General features: G+C 68.5%; 15 protein-coding genes, 1 tRNA gene and 2 pseudogenes. 5 read left to right on the top strand and 13 right to left on the bottom strand.

All coding sequences use genetic code 11. The features are described 5' to 3' along the window. The first annotated feature begins 621 nt into the window (after positions 1–621). A complete protein-coding gene (locus ACGFYQ_RS09175; protein WP_393741574.1) occupies positions 622–1515 on the top strand; it encodes a DUF5655 domain-containing protein in 894 nt (297 codons plus the stop codon). Positions 1516–1764: 249 nt separating this feature from the next. Here the strand turns inward: ACGFYQ_RS09175 and ACGFYQ_RS09170 are convergent, their stop codons facing one another. After that, positions 1765–2496 (bottom strand): hypothetical protein, encoded by a 732-nt coding sequence (locus ACGFYQ_RS09170; RefSeq protein WP_393741572.1) that lies wholly within the window; start codon positions 2494–2496, stop codon positions 1765–1767. Positions 2497–2572: 76 nt separating this feature from the next. Further along, positions 2573–2788 (bottom strand): annotated as a pseudogene (locus tag ACGFYQ_RS09165) (MerR family transcriptional regulator); the annotation flags it as partial. A gap of 343 nt (positions 2789–3131) precedes the next feature. Between ACGFYQ_RS09165 and ACGFYQ_RS09160 the strand changes: the two are divergent. Together ACGFYQ_RS09160 and ACGFYQ_RS09155 are read left to right on the top strand one after the other, a co-directional pair. Next, on the top strand, positions 3132–4628 hold the full coding sequence (locus tag ACGFYQ_RS09160; RefSeq protein WP_393741570.1) for an MFS transporter: 1497 nt from the start codon (positions 3132–3134) through the stop codon (positions 4626–4628). Positions 4629–4951: 323 nt separating this feature from the next. Further along, positions 4952–5527, top strand: coding sequence for a hypothetical protein (locus tag ACGFYQ_RS09155; protein ID WP_393741568.1), 576 nt, complete (start codon positions 4952–4954; stop codon positions 5525–5527). 205 nt (positions 5528–5732) lie between these two features. Here the strand turns inward: ACGFYQ_RS09155 and ACGFYQ_RS09150 are convergent, their stop codons facing one another. From ACGFYQ_RS09150 to ACGFYQ_RS09130, 5 genes are all read right to left on the bottom strand, one after another. Then, positions 5733–7352, bottom strand: a complete 1620-nt coding sequence (locus ACGFYQ_RS09150) for a Na+/H+ antiporter (RefSeq protein WP_362405743.1) — start codon at positions 7350–7352, stop codon at positions 5733–5735. A gap of 344 nt (positions 7353–7696) precedes the next feature. Beyond that, positions 7697–8671: an aldo/keto reductase gene (locus tag ACGFYQ_RS09145; RefSeq protein WP_393741566.1), complete on the bottom strand. Its 975-nt coding sequence runs from the start codon at positions 8669–8671 to the stop codon at positions 7697–7699. A 240-nt stretch (positions 8672–8911) separates the two neighbouring features. Beyond that, positions 8912–9652, bottom strand: coding sequence for a YoaK family protein (locus ACGFYQ_RS09140; protein WP_393741564.1), 741 nt, complete (start codon positions 9650–9652; stop codon positions 8912–8914). Between the two features lie 49 nt (positions 9653–9701). Then, positions 9702–10565, bottom strand: coding sequence for an NAD(P)-dependent oxidoreductase (locus tag ACGFYQ_RS09135; protein WP_362405734.1), 864 nt, complete (start codon positions 10563–10565; stop codon positions 9702–9704). A 1187-nt stretch (positions 10566–11752) separates the two neighbouring features. Then, positions 11753–12556, bottom strand: a complete 804-nt coding sequence (locus ACGFYQ_RS09130; RefSeq protein WP_393741561.1) for a DUF317 domain-containing protein — start codon at positions 12554–12556, stop codon at positions 11753–11755. 84 nt (positions 12557–12640) lie between these two features. Between ACGFYQ_RS09130 and ACGFYQ_RS09125 the strand changes: the two genes are divergently transcribed. Both ACGFYQ_RS09125 and ACGFYQ_RS09120 read left to right on the top strand, forming a co-directional pair. Then, positions 12641–13297, top strand: a complete 657-nt coding sequence (locus tag ACGFYQ_RS09125) for a hypothetical protein (RefSeq protein WP_362405728.1) — start codon at positions 12641–12643, stop codon at positions 13295–13297. A 308-nt stretch (positions 13298–13605) separates the two neighbouring features. Then, a pseudogene (locus ACGFYQ_RS09120) lies at positions 13606–13851 on the top strand (hypothetical protein); the annotation flags it as partial. 224 nt (positions 13852–14075) lie between these two features. On the opposite strand, the gene ACGFYQ_RS09115 reads toward ACGFYQ_RS09120, so the two are convergent. The 6 genes from ACGFYQ_RS09115 to ACGFYQ_RS09090 form a co-directional block, all read right to left on the bottom strand. Then, positions 14076–14149: transfer RNA gene (locus ACGFYQ_RS09115), tRNA-Met, on the bottom strand. A gap of 407 nt (positions 14150–14556) precedes the next feature. Then, the gene (locus ACGFYQ_RS09110) at positions 14557–15084 is read right to left on the bottom strand and encodes an RICIN domain-containing protein (RefSeq protein WP_362405725.1); all 528 of its coding nucleotides are present in this window, start codon (positions 15082–15084) and stop codon (positions 14557–14559) included. 302 nt (positions 15085–15386) lie between these two features. Continuing rightward, positions 15387–15893 carry a hypothetical protein gene (locus ACGFYQ_RS09105; RefSeq protein ID WP_393741558.1) on the bottom strand — a complete coding sequence of 169 codons (507 nt, stop codon included), beginning with the start codon at positions 15891–15893 and terminating at the stop codon, positions 15387–15389. A gap of 120 nt (positions 15894–16013) precedes the next feature. Further along, on the bottom strand, positions 16014–17141 hold the full coding sequence (locus tag ACGFYQ_RS09100; protein WP_393741556.1) for a DnaB-like helicase N-terminal domain-containing protein: 1128 nt from the start codon (positions 17139–17141) through the stop codon (positions 16014–16016). Next, positions 17141–18373 carry a DNA cytosine methyltransferase gene (locus ACGFYQ_RS09095; protein WP_393742123.1) on the bottom strand — a complete coding sequence of 411 codons (1233 nt, stop codon included), beginning with the start codon at positions 18371–18373 and terminating at the stop codon, positions 17141–17143. Before ACGFYQ_RS09095 ends, ACGFYQ_RS09100 begins: the two co-directional genes overlap by 1 nt. Continuing rightward, on the bottom strand, positions 18373–19215 hold the full coding sequence (locus tag ACGFYQ_RS09090; RefSeq protein WP_393742121.1) for a hypothetical protein: 843 nt from the start codon (positions 19213–19215) through the stop codon (positions 18373–18375). The genes ACGFYQ_RS09095 and ACGFYQ_RS09090 overlap by 1 nt, the downstream gene beginning before the upstream one ends. Positions 19216–19366: the final 151 nt, after the last annotated feature.

Raw genomic sequence — 19366 nt, 5'->3', positions numbered from 1 at the left:
GTGGGTGCCGACTTCACCGGCGTCGACCACAAGACGCGTTTCGAAGCGCCGGCGGGATCGTGGAAGTGGAGAGTCCTTCGGTGAGCCGCCCGTACTCTGCCCACGGTGCTCCGGCCTGGATGCGGTCAGCCACGCCGAGCGCCGCTGTGAGGCTCGGGGTGGAGCAGGACCCAAAGGCGCCCGTCGTCGTCGGCATTCACCCGGATGCCCTCAAGCGGGTAGCCGACCCATCATGTCGAGTGCGTCGCGATCCTTGAATCGACCGCAAAGGGCCTCTGACCTGCAGTTTAGGGCGGTGTGCGATATGTGCGCTGCGGGCGTCAAGGGTGATATTTTGACGCTGGTTTGACGCTCGTGCCGCACGTTTGACGCACGCCCGACGCATTTTCTGATGGGTTGTCAGTAAGACAAAGCCGCCGTCCGCACCAGGATGAAATCCTTGCGTGGGCGGCGGCTTCGTTCTGCTTGCTGGCCTTGCCGAGGCTCTGATCACCTCCGGGGGCTCGAACTCTCACCTGAACACGTACGGTGACAACCGGGAGAAGGTTCCAACTCATCCTGCCTACCGGAAACAAATCTTGGCCGGCTGTGTGTTGGCCAGAGGTCGGTACGGAGGGGGAGGTGTCGGGCCTGAAGCTGTTCAACACGAAAAGCGGCGTGACCGAGGTCACGCCGCATCTGGCCGGAGTCGAGGGGGATGTGCAGGATCTCGTCGAGGCGCACATGGAGACGATGCTCGGCGTCCGGTTCTTGGCCAGCGAGTACAGCACCGGACCGCTGCACGGCGGCCGGATCGACTCGCTGGGCATCGACGAAAACGGCGCACCGGTGATCATCGAGTACAAGCGTGGCACTGACGCGGGCGTCATGAACCAGGGCCTGTTCTACATGGCCTGGCTCGTCGACCACAGGGACGCCTTCCGGCACCTGGTCCGCGACCGGCTCGGGGTGCACGCCGCGGCCCAGGTGCTGTGGAGCGCACCGAGGCTGATCTGCGTGGCCGGCGACTTCACCCGCTACGATATCCATGCCGTCCGCGAGCACCGGCACGCGATCGACCTGGTCCGCTACCGCTACTTCGGCAGCGAACACTTTGGCCTTGAGACGGTGGCGTCCTTCGCGGGCCGTGCCGCGGCGCCGAAGACTGGCAGCCGAAGCCGGGGCACGGCGAAGGCGCAGCGGACCGCGACTGCGGGTGGGACTATGGCGGAGCTGGCCGCAGCGGTCGACGAGGTCCTGCTCGGGCTTGGCGAGGATCTCACCAAGGTCTCGAACCAGACCTACACGGCTTACCGACGGATGCAGAACTACGCCTGTCTGGTCCCGCCGAAGAAGGCCAAGCTGCTGGTCTACCTGAAGGCCGATCCGGCGAAGGTCGACCTCGTGCTCGGCTTCGCCCGTGACGTGACAGGGCTCGGCCATCACGGCACCGGCGACCTGGAGCTGACGCTTCAGTCCGAGCGAGACCTGGAGCGCGCGGCCGACTACTTCCGCGAGAGCTACGCCGTGGCGTGATGGGCCTGTGTCCGGGACTGGGCTGCGGTTAGCGGAGGGCCTCGGTGTGGGATGGCCGACTGGGTTCGTGTCGTTGCCTCTCGACGGTTCGGGCATGGGTGGCGGTGGATTTCCAATGATCCGGTGATTCCCCGGTTTGGCTGACCGGGGATCTACTGGTACGTTCCGCCGCGCCCGGCGGGCGGCGCGGGCTGGGCTGCCGGGCGCGCGGCGCTTCAAGCGTGCCATATTCGGGGGAGAGGCCCCGCGTCATCCCCCGTACGCGGGGCCTCGCTCGCTGCCACGGCCAGGCGAGGGGCGCGACGGACCGGCAGGAAAATGCAGCCGGTCAGCGCTCGTGGTGGGGAGGTCGTCCTCGCGGACGGCGAGGTACGTCTCCGCCGTCGCGGCTTCGAGGAGGCCGGGGTCTTCGTCGAGGTCGAGACGAGGGTCGCTCTGGGCGTGCAGCAGCTCCCGCCAGGGGCGGTCCCTGCCGTGCTCGAAGGCGGCATGGACCCGGGGCTCGATCCGGGCCAGCTCTTCCTCCTGTTGCTCACGGAAGACGCGCCGCTGGGTCTGGCGGCGGCGCTCCTCCGCTTCCTCGCTGGCGGGCTCGTCGGCCCGAAGGTCCTCGGCGCGCATGCCGGGGGTGCGCTCGGCGATCAGCTGGTCCTCGTAGTGGAGCTGGGCGCAGGCGGCGAAGAGCTGCCGGGACATGCCCAGGCGCAGTTCGGTGCCGGGGACGCGGTGCGTGAGGAAGTCGTCGAGGCCGAGGGCCCGGGCATGCCCCCGGCGGCCAGACTGGTCGCTGTCGGAAGTCTCAGCACGGACGGCGTTGCGCATCGCGCGGGCACTCGAGTCGTGTTCCAGGGGGGTGGTCACCCCGCGGTGGCCACGGCGTCGGCTCGTTCGGTCCGCGGGCAGAGCCACGGTCTTCAGGCGGGAAGGCTGCGCGCCGCTGAGTGCGAGGTACACCAGCACCTGGGCGCGTGCCGTGCCCACGAGGGCGTCGTCGCTGTCGCCGAGATGGTCTTCCGGAGAACCCGGCGGCTGGGGCGAAGCGGGGCCAGCGGCGGGCTTATTGAGGGTTGTCGTGCTGTTCGGCTGTGGCGCGGCGGAACTCTGCGTTGGTGCACTGGGCTTCCTCGAGGATGACGATGCGGCAGGCGGCCTCGACGGGCATGCCCTGGTCCACGAGTTCGCGGGCGGCGATCCGCAGTTGGTAGTGGGAGTACCGGCGGTGCCCTCTCTCCGAGCGGAGCGGGGCGATGAGGCGGGCCTGACCGGATGCTCGCCGACGGCGGTGAGGCGATCGCAGATCTGGCCGTGCTGCGGGGCCAGGGCGAGGTGTTCGGCCCAGTCGCCCGCGTTGACGGCTCCTGTCGGCCACCAGAGGGAAGCGTCGAGGACCGTGCACGAAGCCGCAGAGGTCTGAAGCCGGATCGACGCCCCGTGTGCGTTGTCATCTGCCGTTGCTGCTTCTACGACCACAGTGCATCCCGGCCACGCTTGTGTCGCATAAAGTAGCGACTCGCACCAATTTGTCGCGCTGCAGTGTTGCGAAGTGCTCATTCACGCGATGTGTGGCCTGTCGCGTGCACGAACACTGGGCCGTGAGTCCGTCGAAAGGAGCCTCCGTGGAACCGGGCAGCCGACAGCCAGGCACGGCGTCAGCAGGCCGGCCAGATCCGAGCCGGTGGCATGCCTTGTGGGTCACCCTGGTGGCGGGCTTCATGATTCTGCTTGATGTCACGATTGTCGCGGTCGCGCTGCCCTCGATGCAGAGGGATCTCGGCGCCTCCCCGGCCTCAGTGCAGTGGGTGGTGTCCGGGTATGCGCTGACGTTCGCACTTGCGCTGGTGCTGGCCGGACGTCTTGGCGATGCGATCGGCCGACGCCGGATCTTCCTCGGAGCACTCGCGGCCTTTGTCTTGTGCAGCGCCGCAGTGGGAGCGGCCCCGACGATCACCCTGGTCGTCATCGCACGCATGGCGCAAGGAATCGCCGCCGGCTGCCTTGCTCCTCAGAATTCCGCGTTGATCCAGCAGATGTTCACCGGAGCCGAGCGTGCTCGTGCCTTCGGTTTGTTCGGCGCCACCGTCGGCATCTCCAGTGCGGTCGGTCCGATCACCGGAGGCCTCATCCTCGCCTTGGCCACCGGGCCCCAGGGCTGGCGCTGGATCTTCTACGTCAACGTTCCCATCGGTGCCGTGGCACTCGTGCTCGGCCATCGGCTGCTGCCCCGCGTCGCCCCGGGCAAGAGGGGACACCTGGATCTGGCGGGCGTTGCCCTGCTTGGCTGCGGTGTCCTGGCGGTCATGCTGCCGTTGGTCCTGGCCGACTCCGGCGGCGTGCGCCGGCTGTGGTGGCTCTTCCCGGTAGGGGCACTGCTGCTGGTCGGTTTCGGGCGGTGGGAGCGCCGGGTTGCAGCCCACGGCGGCGAACCGCTGCTGCATCCAAGGTTGATTGCCGATACCCGCGGCTACGCCACCGGTGCCGGCCTGGCGACGCTCTACTTCATGGGATTCAGCGGTGTGTGGATCGTGTTCGCCCTGTTCTTCCAAAACGGCCTGGGGTATTCACCCCTGCAGTCCGGACTGGCCGTGACACCGTTCGCGGTGGGCTCCGCGGGAGCGGCCGTCGTAGCCGGACGGCTTGTGGAGCGGATGGGCAGGTTGCTGACCGTGCTCGGCCTGGTCGGCGTCGTTGTCGGGCTCGCTGCAGCGGCCCTGTTGCTTGGGTTCGCCCCGTCATCAGTCGCCGTGTGGGTCGCTGCCCCGGCCCTGCTTGTGGGCGGTATCGGCAGTGGCTTCGTCATCTCCCCGAATGTGACGATGACGCTGCGGGAGGTTCCCGTGCGGATGGCGGGTGCGGCAGGCGGCGCGCTGCAGACCGGACAGCGGCTGGGTGGGGCGGTGGGGACGGCCGCACTGCCCGGCACGTTCTACCTGGTACTGGCCTCGAGCGGGGAGGACTACCGGCGGGCTGTGGCAGCGTCCGTCGGCGTCGGCATCGCCGCCATCTTCACGGCGCTGAGCATCGCGCTGATCGACTGGCGGACCGATCGCGGCGCAACGGCGGCCCCGTGCCCGCCCGAAGTCGCCCACAGCCATTGCCATGCCACCCACATCTGAGACTGGTCGGACTGGACCAATACGTCGGCGCGCACTCAACCGATGAGCAAGTCGACGGAGCGACGAGGCACAGGAGGCCGAGGGCACGACCTGATGACTGCGGGCATCTCGTACGGCGAGAAGGCGGTGCCCTCCGTGCTGGTCTGTCTAGTGATCGATCTGGCGCGCATCGCCCGCGACGATCACGCCGCCTTGCCGACCCGCGCGGGGGCGTATTCCTGCATGCCGGCCCCGCTCACGGCACGCGGCCACCGCGATCTTCGAATGCACGAGCTGGTACACGGCCGTTTGACCACGGTCCTGACCAGGAGAACACTCGAAATGTGGGCTCAGGAACACCGAAGGATCCCAACTCACCGAGCACCATCCGGCGACCGGCGCCGCAGCAGGAGGTGACAGGGGCGTCTGAACATGAGCGCGATCTCCTGCTTCAGCGCGTGCAGCCGGCTTTGAGCGGACTCATCGACGGTTCGCTGTCTTCGCTGGCGCCCATCTTCGCCGTGGTGATGTCCACGCAAAAGCCGGGCTACGCGTTCATCGCGGGGCTTGCCACGGCGATCGGAGCGGGGATCAGCATGGCCTTCTCCGAGGGCTTGTCCGATACCGGAACGGTCACCGAACGCGGCAACGCCTGGAAGCGTGGTGGCATCGTCGGCGGCGGCACCTTCCTGGGCGGCATTGTGCATACCCTCCCCTTCCTGATTCCGGACTATCTGCCGGCGCTCTTGGTCGCACTGGCGGTAGTCGTTATCGAACTGCTCACCCTGGCGTGGCTGCGCCATCGCTTCTTCGACGTCTCCTTTGCCTGGTCCTTCGCCACCGTCACGCTCGGTGGCGCGCTCATTTCCGGGGTCAGTATCGGCCTGGGCGCGCTCCTGGGCACAGCGGTCGCTGGATAAGAGGTCCTGGCACAGGACGTTCGAGGTGTGAGTGGGATTGTGGGCAGGCGCGAGGCCGAGGAAGCGTTGTGCCTGTCGTCGCGTCGCTCCCAGCGGATGCGGACGGACGCCGTGCAGCCAGGCGGACCTTGTGCCACCTCCGTGGGGATGCGGCCAAATGTGCGCATGGTGCAGTGCTCTCGTCCTGGACAAGCCCGCACGTCGCTTACTCCCCGGGGGCTTGAGCGCGTGGATCGGCCGTGCCGTCTTCCGGTGGGTGCGGCTGGTCGGTGACGGCGTGCAGAGCCAGCTCGATCCTGATCTCCTCGCTGTCCAGGACTGCCTGCAGTCGTCGCAGGACGATGTCGTCGATGCTGCGCTGGTCCCGTAGGCGGATCAGGGCGCTGCGCTTGACGTCGAGCAGGGCGAGGCGCAGTTCGAGTCCCGCTCGCACGCCGGGACCGGTGGTGTCGGGCGCCAGCGCGTCGTCGGCGGCGTACTGGCGCAGTTCGCTCAGGATGGCGTCGGCGGTCTCCGGCGGTGTTTCCAGGCGGCCGGCGTGGTCGGGAAGGGCCTCCAGCGCCGCGGCGGCGATCTGGCGGTGGGCGCGGCGTTCCTCGGTGGTCTCGTCGGGATCGCTGCGCAGTCCGGCCCAGCGGGCCACCGCGGGCATGGTCGTCCCCTGGAGGACCAGCGTGACCAGGATGACGGTCACGGCGGTGAAGACCAGCAGGCCGTGTCCCTCCAGCGGCTGGCCTGCGGCCGTGGTGGCCGGGACGGCGAGGGCGGCCGCCAGCGACACGGCCCCGCGCACCCCGCTCCAGGCGATGGGGAATCTTTGCCGGGCGCCGGAGCGCAGCGTGCGCTGGATCGGGCGGCGGTCGACGGCGCGGATGAGGTAGGGCACCGAGTACAGCCACAGCAGGCGCGTGGCGATCACCACGCCGCTGACCAGCAGGGCGGTGGCCACCGCGTGTCCCAGGGAGACGGAGCTGATCGAGCGCACGATGGCGGGTGTCTGGATGCCCACCAGGACGAACAGGGCACTGTTGAGGATGAAGGTGCTCACCTCCCAGAAGCCGATGATCTGCATTCTCGCGCCCGCGCCGATCACCTTGGGGCCCGCCTGGCTGAGGATGAGACCGCACGTGACAACCGCCAGCACGCCGGAAACGCCCACGGCCTCCGCGGGCAGATAGGCGGCGAACGGGGTGAGCACAGCCAGGGCGCTCCCCACCGCACGGTCGTTCAACCGCCTGCGCAGCGTCACCACGACGGCGCCGCAGGCGGCGCCGATCGCGACACCGCCCGCGTAGGCCAGCAGGAAGCGCGCGACCGTGCCCCACCAGCTGAAGGCCTGTCCCTCCACGACGACCCCGACCATCACTGCGAAGAGCGCGAGCGCGGTGCCGTCGTTGATCAGGCTCTCCGCCCGCAGGATGGTCCGGACCCGCCGGGGCAGGCCCCGGGCCACCGCCGCCACAGCGATGGCGTCGGTGGGGGCGACGACGGCGCCAAGGACGGCCGCGAGCGGCCAGGACAGGCCCAGCGCGTGCCCCACCGCAGCCACCGCGGCGGCCGTGGCCAGCACCAGACCGGTGCCGAGCAGCATGATGCCGCGCACGTTCGTTCGGATCTCGCGGAGCGAGGTCGTCAGCGACTCCCAGTAGAGCAGGGGAGGCAGGAACAGCAGCAGGACAACCTCGGGAGGCAGGACCAGTGAACGGAAGTCGGGCGTGAGACCGATCAGGCAGCCCGCCGCCACCAACAGGACCGGCTCGCTCCAGCGCAGGCGGCGCGCCAGCCACGTCATGGCCACCACCGCCGCGAGGATCACTACAGTCACTTCCAGGCCATGCATGCGGCACCGCCTTCCTGCTGGGGCAGGCACCCCTCTCCCCGGTGCTCCTCGGAGCCGTGGCCCAGCCCTGGCCCGGGCACGCCGCAGAGGTGGCTGGTTCAGCCCTGGGCGAGTTCTGCCAGAGCATCGACATGGATGGGTGCCCAGCCGAGCCCCGGCGGCCCGGGCGCCGGTGAGCCGCTGGTCCAGGCGACCGCCTCGGCGATGAGGCCCATCCGCTGCCGCAGCGCCTGCTCGGTGGCCGCCAGGGGCCGGCATCGGCGATCACGGCGTAGTCGCCTACTTCGGCACGCGCCCAGTATTAGTGACGCGTGAGGCGGGCTCGGCCATCACATCCCCTCCGGGGAAGGGCCGGCGACCGGCGCGGCCGCGGCCATGATCTTGTCGATTTCCGCGCGGTCCTCCTCACTCAGCGAGATGTCCGCTGCCGCGAGGCTCTCATCGACGTGCTCGGCCCGCCGAGTGCCGACGATCGCCACGTGCACGGCCGGATGAGCCAGCGTCCACGCGATGGCCAGCTGGCTGATCGTCATGCCCCGGGCGGCCGCGAACTGTTGCAGTTCTCTTACGACGGCAAGGTTCCGGCGGTAGGCCTCACCACGGAACACGCTGCTCTTGCTGCGCCAGTCGTCGGAGGGGAAAGCGGTGTTCTCGTCGAACGTTCCGGTCAGCAGGCCGTGGGCCAGCGGACCGTAGACCAGCACACCAATGTTGTGCCGGCGCGTGTAGGACAGGATTGCCTCCTCGATGTCGCGGCGGAACAGGTGGTACGGCGGCTGGAGCGTCTCCACCGGCAGGGTCTCGGCGAACTCCGACATCTGCTCGGTGGTGTAGTTGGACACGCCGACATGCCCGATCTTGCCCGCCCCGACCAGCTCCCGTAGCGCACCGGCGGTCTCGGCGACTGGCACATTCGGGTCCGGCCAGTGGACCTGGTAGAGGTCGATGTAGTCGAGGCCGAGCGCCGCAAGGCTGGCGTCCACGCCCCTGCGCAGCGAATCGGTGCCGGCATCGCGAGCGATGCCGGTGTCCGTCTTGCGCAGCCCGCCCTTGGTGGCGATCACCAACTCGTCGCGATTCCTGCCGAGATCAGTCTGCAGGGCGTCGCCGAGCAGCCGCTCTGATGCGCCGAAACCGTAAGCCTGTGCCGTATCGAAGAAGTTGACCCCCTGCTCGCGAGCTCGGCGGATTGCGGCCTTGGCCCCCTCCTCGGCGAAGGCTCCCCACTCCCCGCCCAGCTGCCAGGTGCCGAACGCGATGCGGGACACCTTGAGGCCAGACTTGCCCAACGTGGTGGTGTGCATAGCTACCTCCTTAAGGCCAAACTAAATATTCCCTCCTCAAGGAACGTGTGCCGGGGCCAGGGCCGCGCAACGGGACCAGTAGCCGCGTGATCGAGCAGCGCATGCCTGGCGACCAGCCGATACATCGCAGGACTAAATAGCAGATAGATAGCGAATACGGGCCGACGCCCGCCCCAGTTGGCCTCGATCGACGCCGCGGTCCTCGATGTATTGATCATCGTGCTTGCTGCCGTTCGCCGGTCACGACGTGGGAGGCCGGGTCCATGCGGCGTCGGAAGCCGAGAGCCGATGGGTGAATGCAGCGGTGGCAACGAGTAGGAACAGCGCCAGGCCCAGAGCTGTGGAGAGGCCGACGTGCAGGAGGAGAAGGCCACCGATGAGGGCACCGAGGAACATCGCCACAACGGACAGGACGCGACGGCCGGGCCGCGGTCCAGTACCGCCTGCCGCCCTGGAGTCGGCGGCGAGTCCGGTGAGAGTCAGGGTGAGGACGGTCGTGGTGAGGTCGGGGACGCCGAGGCGCCGGACGACAGCGTTCTGCACCCCCATGCCCATCGCGAGGAGCACGATGAGCACGTACTGGACACCCGAAGTCCCCTTGTCGTCGGTGGCCGCAGCCACGACCACCGTCACAGCCACCAATAGGACCTGTGCCCCGAGGGCGAGGGTGAGCAGCCGACCGCGATGCGTGCCCAGCCGGGCGTGCAGGCAGCCTCCGGCGAATGCACCACCGAGGAAGGCGCCGAGGGCGGTGACGGAGGCGGGCGCCGAGAACCCCTGGGCACCGGCCAGTGCGAACCCGAGGAATACGACGTTGCCCGTCATGTTGGCGACGAATACATGGCCGAGTCCCAGATAACTCACCGCATCGACCAGGCCTGTCACCACCGTGAGTGTGAGCATCAGCGGGGGTAGCGGGCCATGAGGATCCTCGCGCGGCGGGACGAGCGTATGAACGACATCAGTCAGCAGTGTGCGCATGCGGCGCCTTCCTCAAGGGGCCTCAGCGAATGACGGCCCGCAGGGCGGACTACGGCGGCGGCTTCCGCAGGTAGTCGACGGAGGCGAGGTCGTCGTTGTCGTGGCCGGCTTCGACGGTTGCTTCCAGGCGGTCCCGGACAACTTGTAGCAGCGGGCTGGGGGCGGCAGCCGCTGCGGCCAGGTCGATGTCCTTCAGAGCGAGTTGCACCGTGAATCCGGGCGCGTAGGAGGCGTCGTCCATGAGGCCTATTTTCTGCAACTCGTACGGCATGGCGAGCGGGCCCGCCTCAAGCACCCGCACGAACGTCGCGTGGTCGACGCCGAGAGCGTCGCACAGCGAAAGGACGTCGCTCATGGCGACCGTCGAGGCCGCCATCCAAGCGTTGACCGCAAGCTTGACGGCGCTGCCCTCGGTCCCCGTCCCGATATGCAACACGGACGAGCCGAGATCGTCGAGCACGGGACGCGCACGCGCGAGGGCATCCTCGGTGCCAGCGGCCAGCCAGACAAGTTTGCCCTGCCGAGCGGGCGCGGTACTTCCCGAGACTGGGGCATCGAGGTAGGCAACACCGTGATCACGCGCCAGACCGGCCAGGGCGGCGGCGCTCCGTGGCCCTACTGTGCTCGCCTGCACCCAGACGGCACCTTCGTCGAGCCGGTCAATGGCGTCTGGCATGACCTCCGCGACAGCATCGCCGTCACGGAGCACAGTAATGACGACGGGAGCGCCGGCGACCGCATCGCCCAACACGCTCACCGCTGTGACCCCGGAAGCGTCGTCCGCCACCGCGCGGGCTCTCTCCTCCGTACGGTTCCACAGCCTTACCTCGTGGCCAGTATCTCCGAGCCGCGTTGCCATCGCGGCGCCCAGGGCGCCTGCTCCGAGAACAGCGACGGTGGAAGCGTGAGCCATGGAGAACCCCTTACTTGTTTCCCCTTACCCATGTTCCACCGGCAAGCCAAGCCTTTCCTGGCGAAGGAGCGCAGCGCCTGCAGCAAGTCGCTGATCGATCAAGTACCAGCTGGGGCGACCTGGAGGATCGTCACGGCACCCTGTGATCCAGGCGCTGGCAACCGCGGCGCCTCGCGCCTCGATGGAAGTGTGATCGAGCAACCCGAGGGGCTGAGCGTAGCGTCATAATGCGCTACGCTCCGTAAGGGGTCTCAGAGAAGCAACATGCGGCTTGATTCCCTTGGAGGGATGGGTGCCGGGAAGATCACCACGGAAACGACGCGGACCGGCACCGACTCGTTCCGGCTCGCCCAGACCCAGGAGAAGCGTCGCCGAGCCTGAGGCTGTATGCCCTCAGCCCGTACCGAAGAGACCGGCTCAGCGTTGATCTTCGCGTGCAGGTGCCCGCTGGCACTCACGTGATCACTAGGTTGGGAGAACCCCTTGCGGATCCGCTCGTTCGTCACCGCCATGCTGTTGGCCAGTGCAGCAGTCGTTTCCCTCTCCGCCACCGCCACAGCGGACGGCTGGGGCAGCTGCCGAGAGGGAGCCATGTTCGCTGACTATCAGAGCGGGGGGTTCTGGACCTGCGCCCAGGGCCGGTACGTCTACAGGGCCTGCCCTCCCGGTACCCGTGCCGAACAGCATGGTCAGGACAACGTCTTCTGCAATTACGCCTGACTCGGGCTCAAGCTGACCCGTCCCAACACCGAGGCCGGCGCCCCAATGGGGCGCCGGCCTCGGCCATGCTGAGCCCGCCCGCTCTCCGCGTGGCCGAGCCAATGCCCGTTCTCGTCGTCCACCGCGGCTCGGAGAATCCGCCGGTCCCGGATCGAACAGGGGTCGAGATCCGCAGAGTCGCCGCACCTGTCGGGGGCACGCCGGTGACCGGATCCGATGGTCCACGCCACTGCTTGAACGGTCGTGCCGCCGGATGTCGCGGAACAGCACGGGTATGTCCACGCTGTCGGTGTACACGAGGGGCGGGACGTCGGCGAAGGGGGAAGGAATCACCTGCCTACTGTGCCAGCGACCGGTGAACCCACCGGGCTCCGGGTCGATCCCGGCCGCACCCCCGACCCGATGCATCGGTTGGCGGAGAGTTCAACGTCTGGACGCAGGCGGGGGCGCCGATACCGGGGGCCGGGCTACCGCTGGCTCTGTGGAAAGACGGGGGCGGTGCCGGCGGTCTGGAGCTGGGGCTGCCGGTGGCTTTGGGACGCAAGTTCAGAGGTGATGTCCTGGATTAGCGACGTGGGGGAGTACGTCGAGAGGTGAATGGCCCAGGTGGGTCTGCCGGCCGTGTTGCCGCCCCAAATGGTCCAGGCCGGCAGGACACTCCCCTGCTTCACGAACGTGTCGAAGCGGAGGCCCGCCCCGTCGGCGGTGGGCGCCGTCCAGTCGATCAGCCGGGCTCCGACAGTCAGGGACCAGCCGCCGATGTCGTCCAGAGGCCTGGAGGCCTCGGCGAGGTTCTCTGCCGTAACAGGGACGGTGGTTCCGCAGCCCCAGGCATGCTCGGAAGCGAGGCTGTTGAGGAGGGCGCGCATGATCTCGACCGGAGTGGTGGGGGTCGCGGTGGCGTGCCAGAGGCGTTCCCCGACGGGAGATTCGTAGGCGGCGACCGTCCAGGCGTTGTCGCCATGCATGGCTTCGTGGAGGAACTCGACGCGCAGCGACAGGGATTCATGGCTGGCGATGGTGGTCTCGTCGTGGGGCCGGTACTTCTCCCATTCCCTGTTGGCGGTGAGGAAGTCGTTTAGGAGGGCCTCGTGGTCGCCAGGGCCGGCGGCGTACACGGGCACCGTCTGCCACTCCTGCTCGGCCGGAGCGCCGGCCGGTGTATGCGCGGGAGGCGACGACGTTGCGGTGGGAGGGGCTGCGAGGACTTCGGCGGCGGCGCGCTCGGTGTCCGTCAGGGGGGCGGGCCGGGTGATGCTGAGCTTCGGCAATCGGCGCGGCTCGGTGTGTGGACGGGGACGGGTGAAGAGATGGCGGCAGCAGAGCTTCGGGGTGCCGCGAAGGGGCCGGCGCGGTTGGACTGGGAGCTGATGCCCCTGGAGGGCGTCGGGCCTCTGTGTTTCGGCATGCGTATCACTGAGGTCGCCGCGGTGTTGCCGGGCATGACCGAGATACGTCGGTTCCGGGCTGACCCCTCGTTCCAGGAGACCCTCGGCGTGGAGTTCGGCACGGGGCGTGCCGAGCCTGCTGTGTACGCCTACTTCGTCGACGGCCGGCTGTTCTGCGTCGCCGTCGACGCTGTCCACGGGCCACAGGTGACGCTCTGGGGAAGGGAGTTGACCGCCTGCGTCCCAGCCGATCTGGAACGGTTCCTCTCGCACGCTCACGAGTGTGGGGTGCTCGACGTGTCCTACGGCCCGCGGGGGAACCCTGGAGTCAACGGGCTCGGTCTGGTGGTGCGGGTGCAGGAGGTTGCCAGCGGCGTGGTGACCCGGCCGGTCATGGTGGGCCGCGCCTGGGCCGACCGGTGCACCGACGACTGGGAAGGCGCGATACCGGAGTGTGAATGGGTGGGCCGCCTGTGGCCCTATCCGGGCGAGGCGGGATCTTGGCCCCGCCCGGCCACAAGACACACTGCGGCGGCTGGCGACCTCCCTTCTAGCCTGTCCTCTTCCTGCGGTGATCTTCCGGCGCATGCGGCGTTCCCTCCGGATTTCTCTGCACGTGACTGAGGGGGGTTTGCGCTGTCATGGCCAGAGCGATGTCAGCGCTTCCCGCTACCGTCCAGGGATGCGAAGTCACTACGGAGTCCCGTTGACGCGCGACACCTTGAAGGACTGCGAGGGGTGTGGCGTCACCATCAGGTACAGGGGAGAAGGCCGACGTTCGGGGCATTGCCTTAGCTGTAGCCGGATGGCCCGCCAAGGTCGCCGATACAACCTGACGGCAGGCGACGTGAGGGCCATCTTGGAGTTACAGGGCGGCGTTTGCGCCTTGTGCGGCAACGGGCCCGAGGGGGACGCAAGCTCCTCCTACTGGCACATCGAACCGTGATCACGAATGCTGTGAGCCGTCGGACGCCGCATGGTCCATCTGCGGAGGGTGCGTCCGAGGCTTGCTGTGCAGCGGGTGCAATGCTCGGGGCGTTGCCTGGTACGAAGCTCTTCCCAGGGATCGTAGGGACTGGGAGCGCATGAACGACTACCTGACCAACCCGCCAGCCCGCCGTCTTCGCCTTGCAGGAAGGCTGAAGTTCTGCCTAGAGCACATCGCGCATCCCGTATGACCCAACTCAGGTAAGCCCCAGCTGCTGGCAGAAGTCGGCCTGGTCGGACTCCTTCAGGGGCGTCCCACAGACGCTTCGCGATGGTTCTTCGCGATTTGGGTGCCTCGCGAGACAGGGGGATTGCAATGCTGACGGTCAAGCCGCGAGCGGCAGAGGCCTCGCATGAAACGCCGGGGTACGGCAGAAGGGCCCGGATCGTTGACGATCCGGGCCCTTCTGATCAGTAGCGGGGACAGGATTTGAACCTGCGACCTCTGGATTATGAGCCCAGCGAGCTACCGAACTGCTCCACCCCGCGTCGGTGAACCTCACCCTACGGCACTTCCGGATCGCCCTTGACCAGCTTTGACCTGCTCGGGCGTCCTGCTGACCGGTGAGGGTGATGAGTTGAATGTCCATTTGGTCTGCTTGGGCGGTGAGGATGCGTGCCATGGCCATCGCCGGCCTGCCGAACGGCGACACCTAGCTGCGCGCGGTCGGCAACGACGGCAAGGCCTACCACAACGCCCGCTACCCGAGCGGCCACTGGCAGGGCTGGTGGCCACGGGCACGGGCGCCCAGAAGTTCTCCATCGCGGGCCTGCCGAACGGCGACGCCCAGATGCTCGTCACCCGCAGCTAGCGGGGGCCTGCGGGCCCGCCTCACCGCGCGGTGAGGCGGGCCCGCAGGAAAGCACCGCTGTGAGCGGCAGGCGGGACCGGGAGGTCAGCCCGTCATGACGAAACGCCAGTCCTGGCCCGCGAACGTGCCGCACGCGGCCTGCTCTAGCGGCTGACCGCTCCAGGTCATGCCCCAGCCGGGGCCCATACAGAAGCCCGTGGCGCGGTTGCGGAGGCGGTAGTTGTCGTTGCCCATGTACTCGGTGACCCACACCTGGAGGTCGCTGTTCGCGCAGTATTGCTGGCGGATCACGGCGTGCTCGGCGGTGCTCTCCGGGGTCATGCACAGGTTGGTGGAGCGGACTTTCAGGAAGTACGCGTTCGTGCCGGCCCACTGGGAGTGGAATTGCTTGTTGTACTTGCCGTCGCAGGGGAACTGGATGAAGCCGGCGCCGACCGAGGTCGAGTTGCCGCCGACGGCGGCGCACATGCCCGTGTTCAGGGTCACGAGTCTGTTGTAGTAGCTGGCGTCCGGAGCGGCGGCTTCGGCGATGCCGGGCGAACCCAGAGTGAGGAGCACGGAACCGGTCAGCGCGGCGATGGCTCCGGTCAGCTTCTTCTTCATGATCTTCATCAGGCACTCCAATACGGGCATGGTGGACGGGACATGGCTGTGCCACCCGGACGTGCCGCACGCTGCGGTCGGCCGAGCCGTCGATCACCGTGGCAGAGCCCGCATTTTTGTGTCAGCACCTTCACGCCAAACCGTTCAGATTGGCCGGATCGAATCCGATGCATTCCGAAGCGCCATGGAATTAGCGTTCCCGATGCCCTGAGTTCATCGGGGAAATGGAGAAACCCCGCACTCCGGGTAGGCGCAGTGGGATGCGCGTCCGAACAGCACCTTGCAGAGCCTCGGGGTGAGGCTGAAGTCACTCACGTACTTGACGATATGGGAACCCACCGACAGCGGCGGGCCTGTTTGAGCAAGCACCCGCGGTGGGACTTCGGTCCTGGCGCCGGCTGTGTCGGAGGTCCCTCCGGACGGGTGCATGCAGCAGCATGTCCATCTCTCTGTGAGACGACGCGGTGGACGAATCGGAACTGCCCCAAGAAAAGATGGATGGTGAGGCGGCCGACGGCGATGTCGTCGTGGATTCGCTGGGCTTCGGCGCTGACCTCGCGGACCTCGTCCTGGGTCAGCCAGGTCATTGGGTAGTTGCCGTAGGTCCACTTGGTGGCGATCTCCTCTTGGAGCGCGGGGTCGATTTCCACGGTGGTGCCGCCATCGCGGAGGGCCCGGGCGGCTTGATCGGCGTAGTGGGGTTCGTCGTGGTCGATGCGGGCCAGGGCCATGGTTGCGTCGCTGGTCCAGCGGAATCCGTGCTCGGCGAGGGCGGCGCGGGCGAGATAGCGGTCGGGGCCCGTGATGGTGGCGGTCACGGCGCTGGTGTGATCGGGGTGGAGGGCCAGGCGGACGTGGGCTTCGAGTGCGGGGCGGGGCATGCGGCTCGCTTCTCGGGTCCGGCCGGCAGGTGGCCGGCCGGACCCGGTGGGGTGGGGTTATCGGGAGGGCCGCGAGGAGACGGTGGTGGTGCTGGTGCGCGGGGTGGGCGGCCCGGCCCGGGTCGTCGGGGCTGGTCGCGTGCGCGGACGTTCGACTGGCGGTTGGCCGGTGGCGTGCTGCCAGCGGGCCCGGACCGCGGTGAGGTCCGCGAGCGCTCGGCGGCTGCCGGTGACCAGCTGGTGCGGGGAGTTCGACGGGTCCTGCGCGAAGGCCTGGATGTGCAGGGCAGCTGCATGAGCGCGATGGAGGAGGGAGCGCCGCAGAATTTGCTCGCCCCAGTGCTCCGGGGCACCCGCCGGAGTGGCGAGCAGCTCCAGGACGTCCTGCGCTGCGAACGCCGGCGTGAGCAGGCCATGGTGCTGGGCCTCCCAGAGCACGGTCACCTGGTCGACCGGCTCGCCCCGGCTTGCCAGTGTGGTCAGGCAGCGGTACAAGGCACCGTGCAGCGGCAGGGTGAAGTCCTCCGGGCGCAACCACCACATCGACGGCAACGCGGCGGGATGGGCGGTGGCCGTCGACAGCATCAGCCGCTCCTCGCTGGCGACGTCAGGGTCGGCCTCGCGGCTCGGCGGCATCGGTGGCGGGGTGCGGGGCAGCGAGCCCGGGTGGGAAGGGAAAGACGCGCTCAGGCCGTCGAAGAGGGAGGCGAGGGCGTCGGCCCGCCGCAGCGTCAGGGTGACGGGGTCAGGCAGTGAGGTGTCGGTGGCCGCGTGGATGAGCAGTTCGGCGTGGCCGAGGACGGTGCGGCGGGCATGGTCGGCCCGGACCATCCGTGCGTACGAGGGGGCGTGCGCGGGGTCGGGGCAGGCCCCGGCCAGGGCGTGGAGGTAGGCGGCGGTCAGCCCGCGGGAGTGGGGGCGGGCGTGGCCGAGGACGGCCTTGATCCACACCGGCTCCTTGGCGTGGAGGGCCGCGGCTGGCGGGGGGAGCGCGGCCATCGCTGCGAACAGCGCGCGGTGCCCGGCGGAGGCGAAGTACTCGGGGCCGAGCGGGCCGATCGTCTTGATCCTGTGAGGGTCGAGGAGGAGCGCGCCGAGGAGTGCCTGCTCGGCGTGGTGGACGGGCGGGTTCGCGGGGATGTCCTCCAGGCCGAAGTCTGGCTCGGGCAGCCGGTTGTTGGGCATCAGGCCGCCAAGATGAAGTCGGACCGGGTGAGGGCCTTGTCGAGGTGCGGAGCCAGAAGGTGGGCAGCCAGCAGCGGGGGCACAGCGTTGCCGATCTGGGAGAACTGCTGGCCCTTGTTCCCGGCCCAGGGGTAGTCGGCGGGGAAGGTCTGCAGCGCACCGGCCTCGGCAGCGGTGATCCGGATCGGGGCCGGGGCCGCCTTCTTCTCGTCGGGGCCGGCACAGGATTCAGCGACCCATACGCACTCGTTCGCGCGGTGACCGAAGAACAGCGTCCCGGCCGGCTCGTCGATGCCGCGGATGGTCGCGTTGGCCTGGTTGTTGCTGCGCAGCGACCAGGACCAGCGGTGGTTCCCGCAGGTGCAGGTCGGGGAGTCCGTGCGGGAGGGGCGAAGGCGTGTCCGGTGGGAGGCGGGGAGTGGGCTGGGCGGCTTCCAGGTACCGCGGTCGCGGGCGTCGGTGAGGGTCTTGCGGGCCCCTGAGGGGAACGGCTCCGGGCCGCCTCCGGGGCCGCCGCCGGCGCAGACGGTTGGGACGGGCCGGTCTGTGGCGCCCCAGCCGAGGGCTTCGGCCATGGACACCCACTTCTCGCGGCCCGGCCCGAACAACGACTCCGGCTCGGCGGCGTGGGCGTGGGTCGGCAACGGCGGCTCGGCTGTGCGGGTTCGGGAGGCGATCAGGATCGCCCGCTTCCTCGTCTGGGGTACGCCGTAGTCGGCGGCGTTGAGAATCCCGGTCCAGACGGAGAAGCCCCAGCCCCGGAGGATGACGGCGTACTGCCGCCACAGCGGCAGGACGTCCGGGACCTCCTCCATGGCGATCCACTCCGGCTCGCCCGCAGAGTGCAGGGCGTGGAGGTAGCGCATCGGCTCCGCGGCCAGTAGGGATCGGGGGTCCTTGCAGGCGGCCAGCAGCTTCTCCCGGGTATCGCGGCCGTCGGCAAGGTCGGCGACGGCCTGGTGGACCAGCGGCTGGTCCACCAGGCCGAGCCGCTTGCCGGCCATCGACCACGCCTGGCACGGCGGGCTCGCTATGAACCCGTGGGTGCGGCCGACCAGCGGCCACACCGGGTACATCGCCACATCAGTACGGATCGTCAACTGGCCGGCACGGGCACGGGTTTTGCACGCCCACTCGTCCCACTCCAGACCGATGTCCCGTACGCCGAGGACATGCAGGGCGTGGCTCCAGCCCCCTGGGCCGGCGAAGAGATCCACCACGAGCCTGTCCATCACGAGGCAAGCCCGAAGTCGCCCTGCTCCGGTTCCTCGCCCCGGCAGGCCCAGGGCGAGCACCCGCTGACCACCCCGTTCTCCAGCTCGTCGAGTTCGGCGGCGTCACGTTCCGAGCGGGTGACATGGTCGATCGGGGCCTTGTGGAGCGGGATGCGGGAGCGGTGGAGAAAGGCCTCGCCCAGCAGTGGATTGCCCGACGCGTTGGCCCTCGCGTTTCCCTTCCGGATGGCTGCGTCGAAGGCGACAACGTCATCCCATTCCGTCGGAGAAGCGTCCCTCAGGCTTCGCCACTGAGCATTTCCGTGGAACGGGCATCCGAGGCAGCTTGACTTGGGCGTGTCGGCCAGTCCGAGCCGTTGCAGGTAGCGGACGCAGTCGGCCCGTGACCAGCCGATGTCGATCAGGGGGTGCGCGTTGTGCATGTACTGGACGCCGGAGTCCTTGGCTCGGTGGAATTCGTCCGTGCTGATGCCGACCCACTGCTCGACGAATACTCCCTTCGGGACCCTGGACGGATAGGGGTAGCCGAGAATTTCGCGCATCTTCTTCTTAATCGGCTTTATTTTATATTCCCCGGTACATTGCCGCCGGGTCATTCCTTGTTTTCCGTCCTGATTTAGGATGTAAAGGGGCATGGATGCGAATCGGTGATTCGGGTCCAGGGCGTCGTCGCGGATGTTCCCAGACGACACGCGGAGGATGGGTATTCCGGCCGGAGCGGCGATTTCCCGTTCGAGGCGGGCGAGGTGCTCGTACACCTTCTTCGGCTCCCAGCCGGTGTCGGCGAAGACCGCGATGTCGATCTTGGGGAGGGTGCCGTCCGCGGACAGGCAGAGCAGGGCTGAACTTTGGACGCCGGCACCGAGCGAGAGTGCGCGCAGGGCCGGACGGATAGCGGTGTCCGGGGCGGCGGGGGCCAGCTGGTGGGGTGTGGTGGAGGTCGTGGCGGTGATGGCGGGTCCTTGCGGGCGGTGCCGCCCCGGGGCGGGG

Origin of the sequence: Streptomyces sp. NPDC048258 (genome assembly GCF_043201995.1) — a bacterium.
Lineage (GTDB): Bacteria > Actinomycetota > Actinomycetes > Streptomycetales > Streptomycetaceae > Streptomyces.
This window is presented reverse-complemented; position numbering and strand designations above follow the sequence as displayed.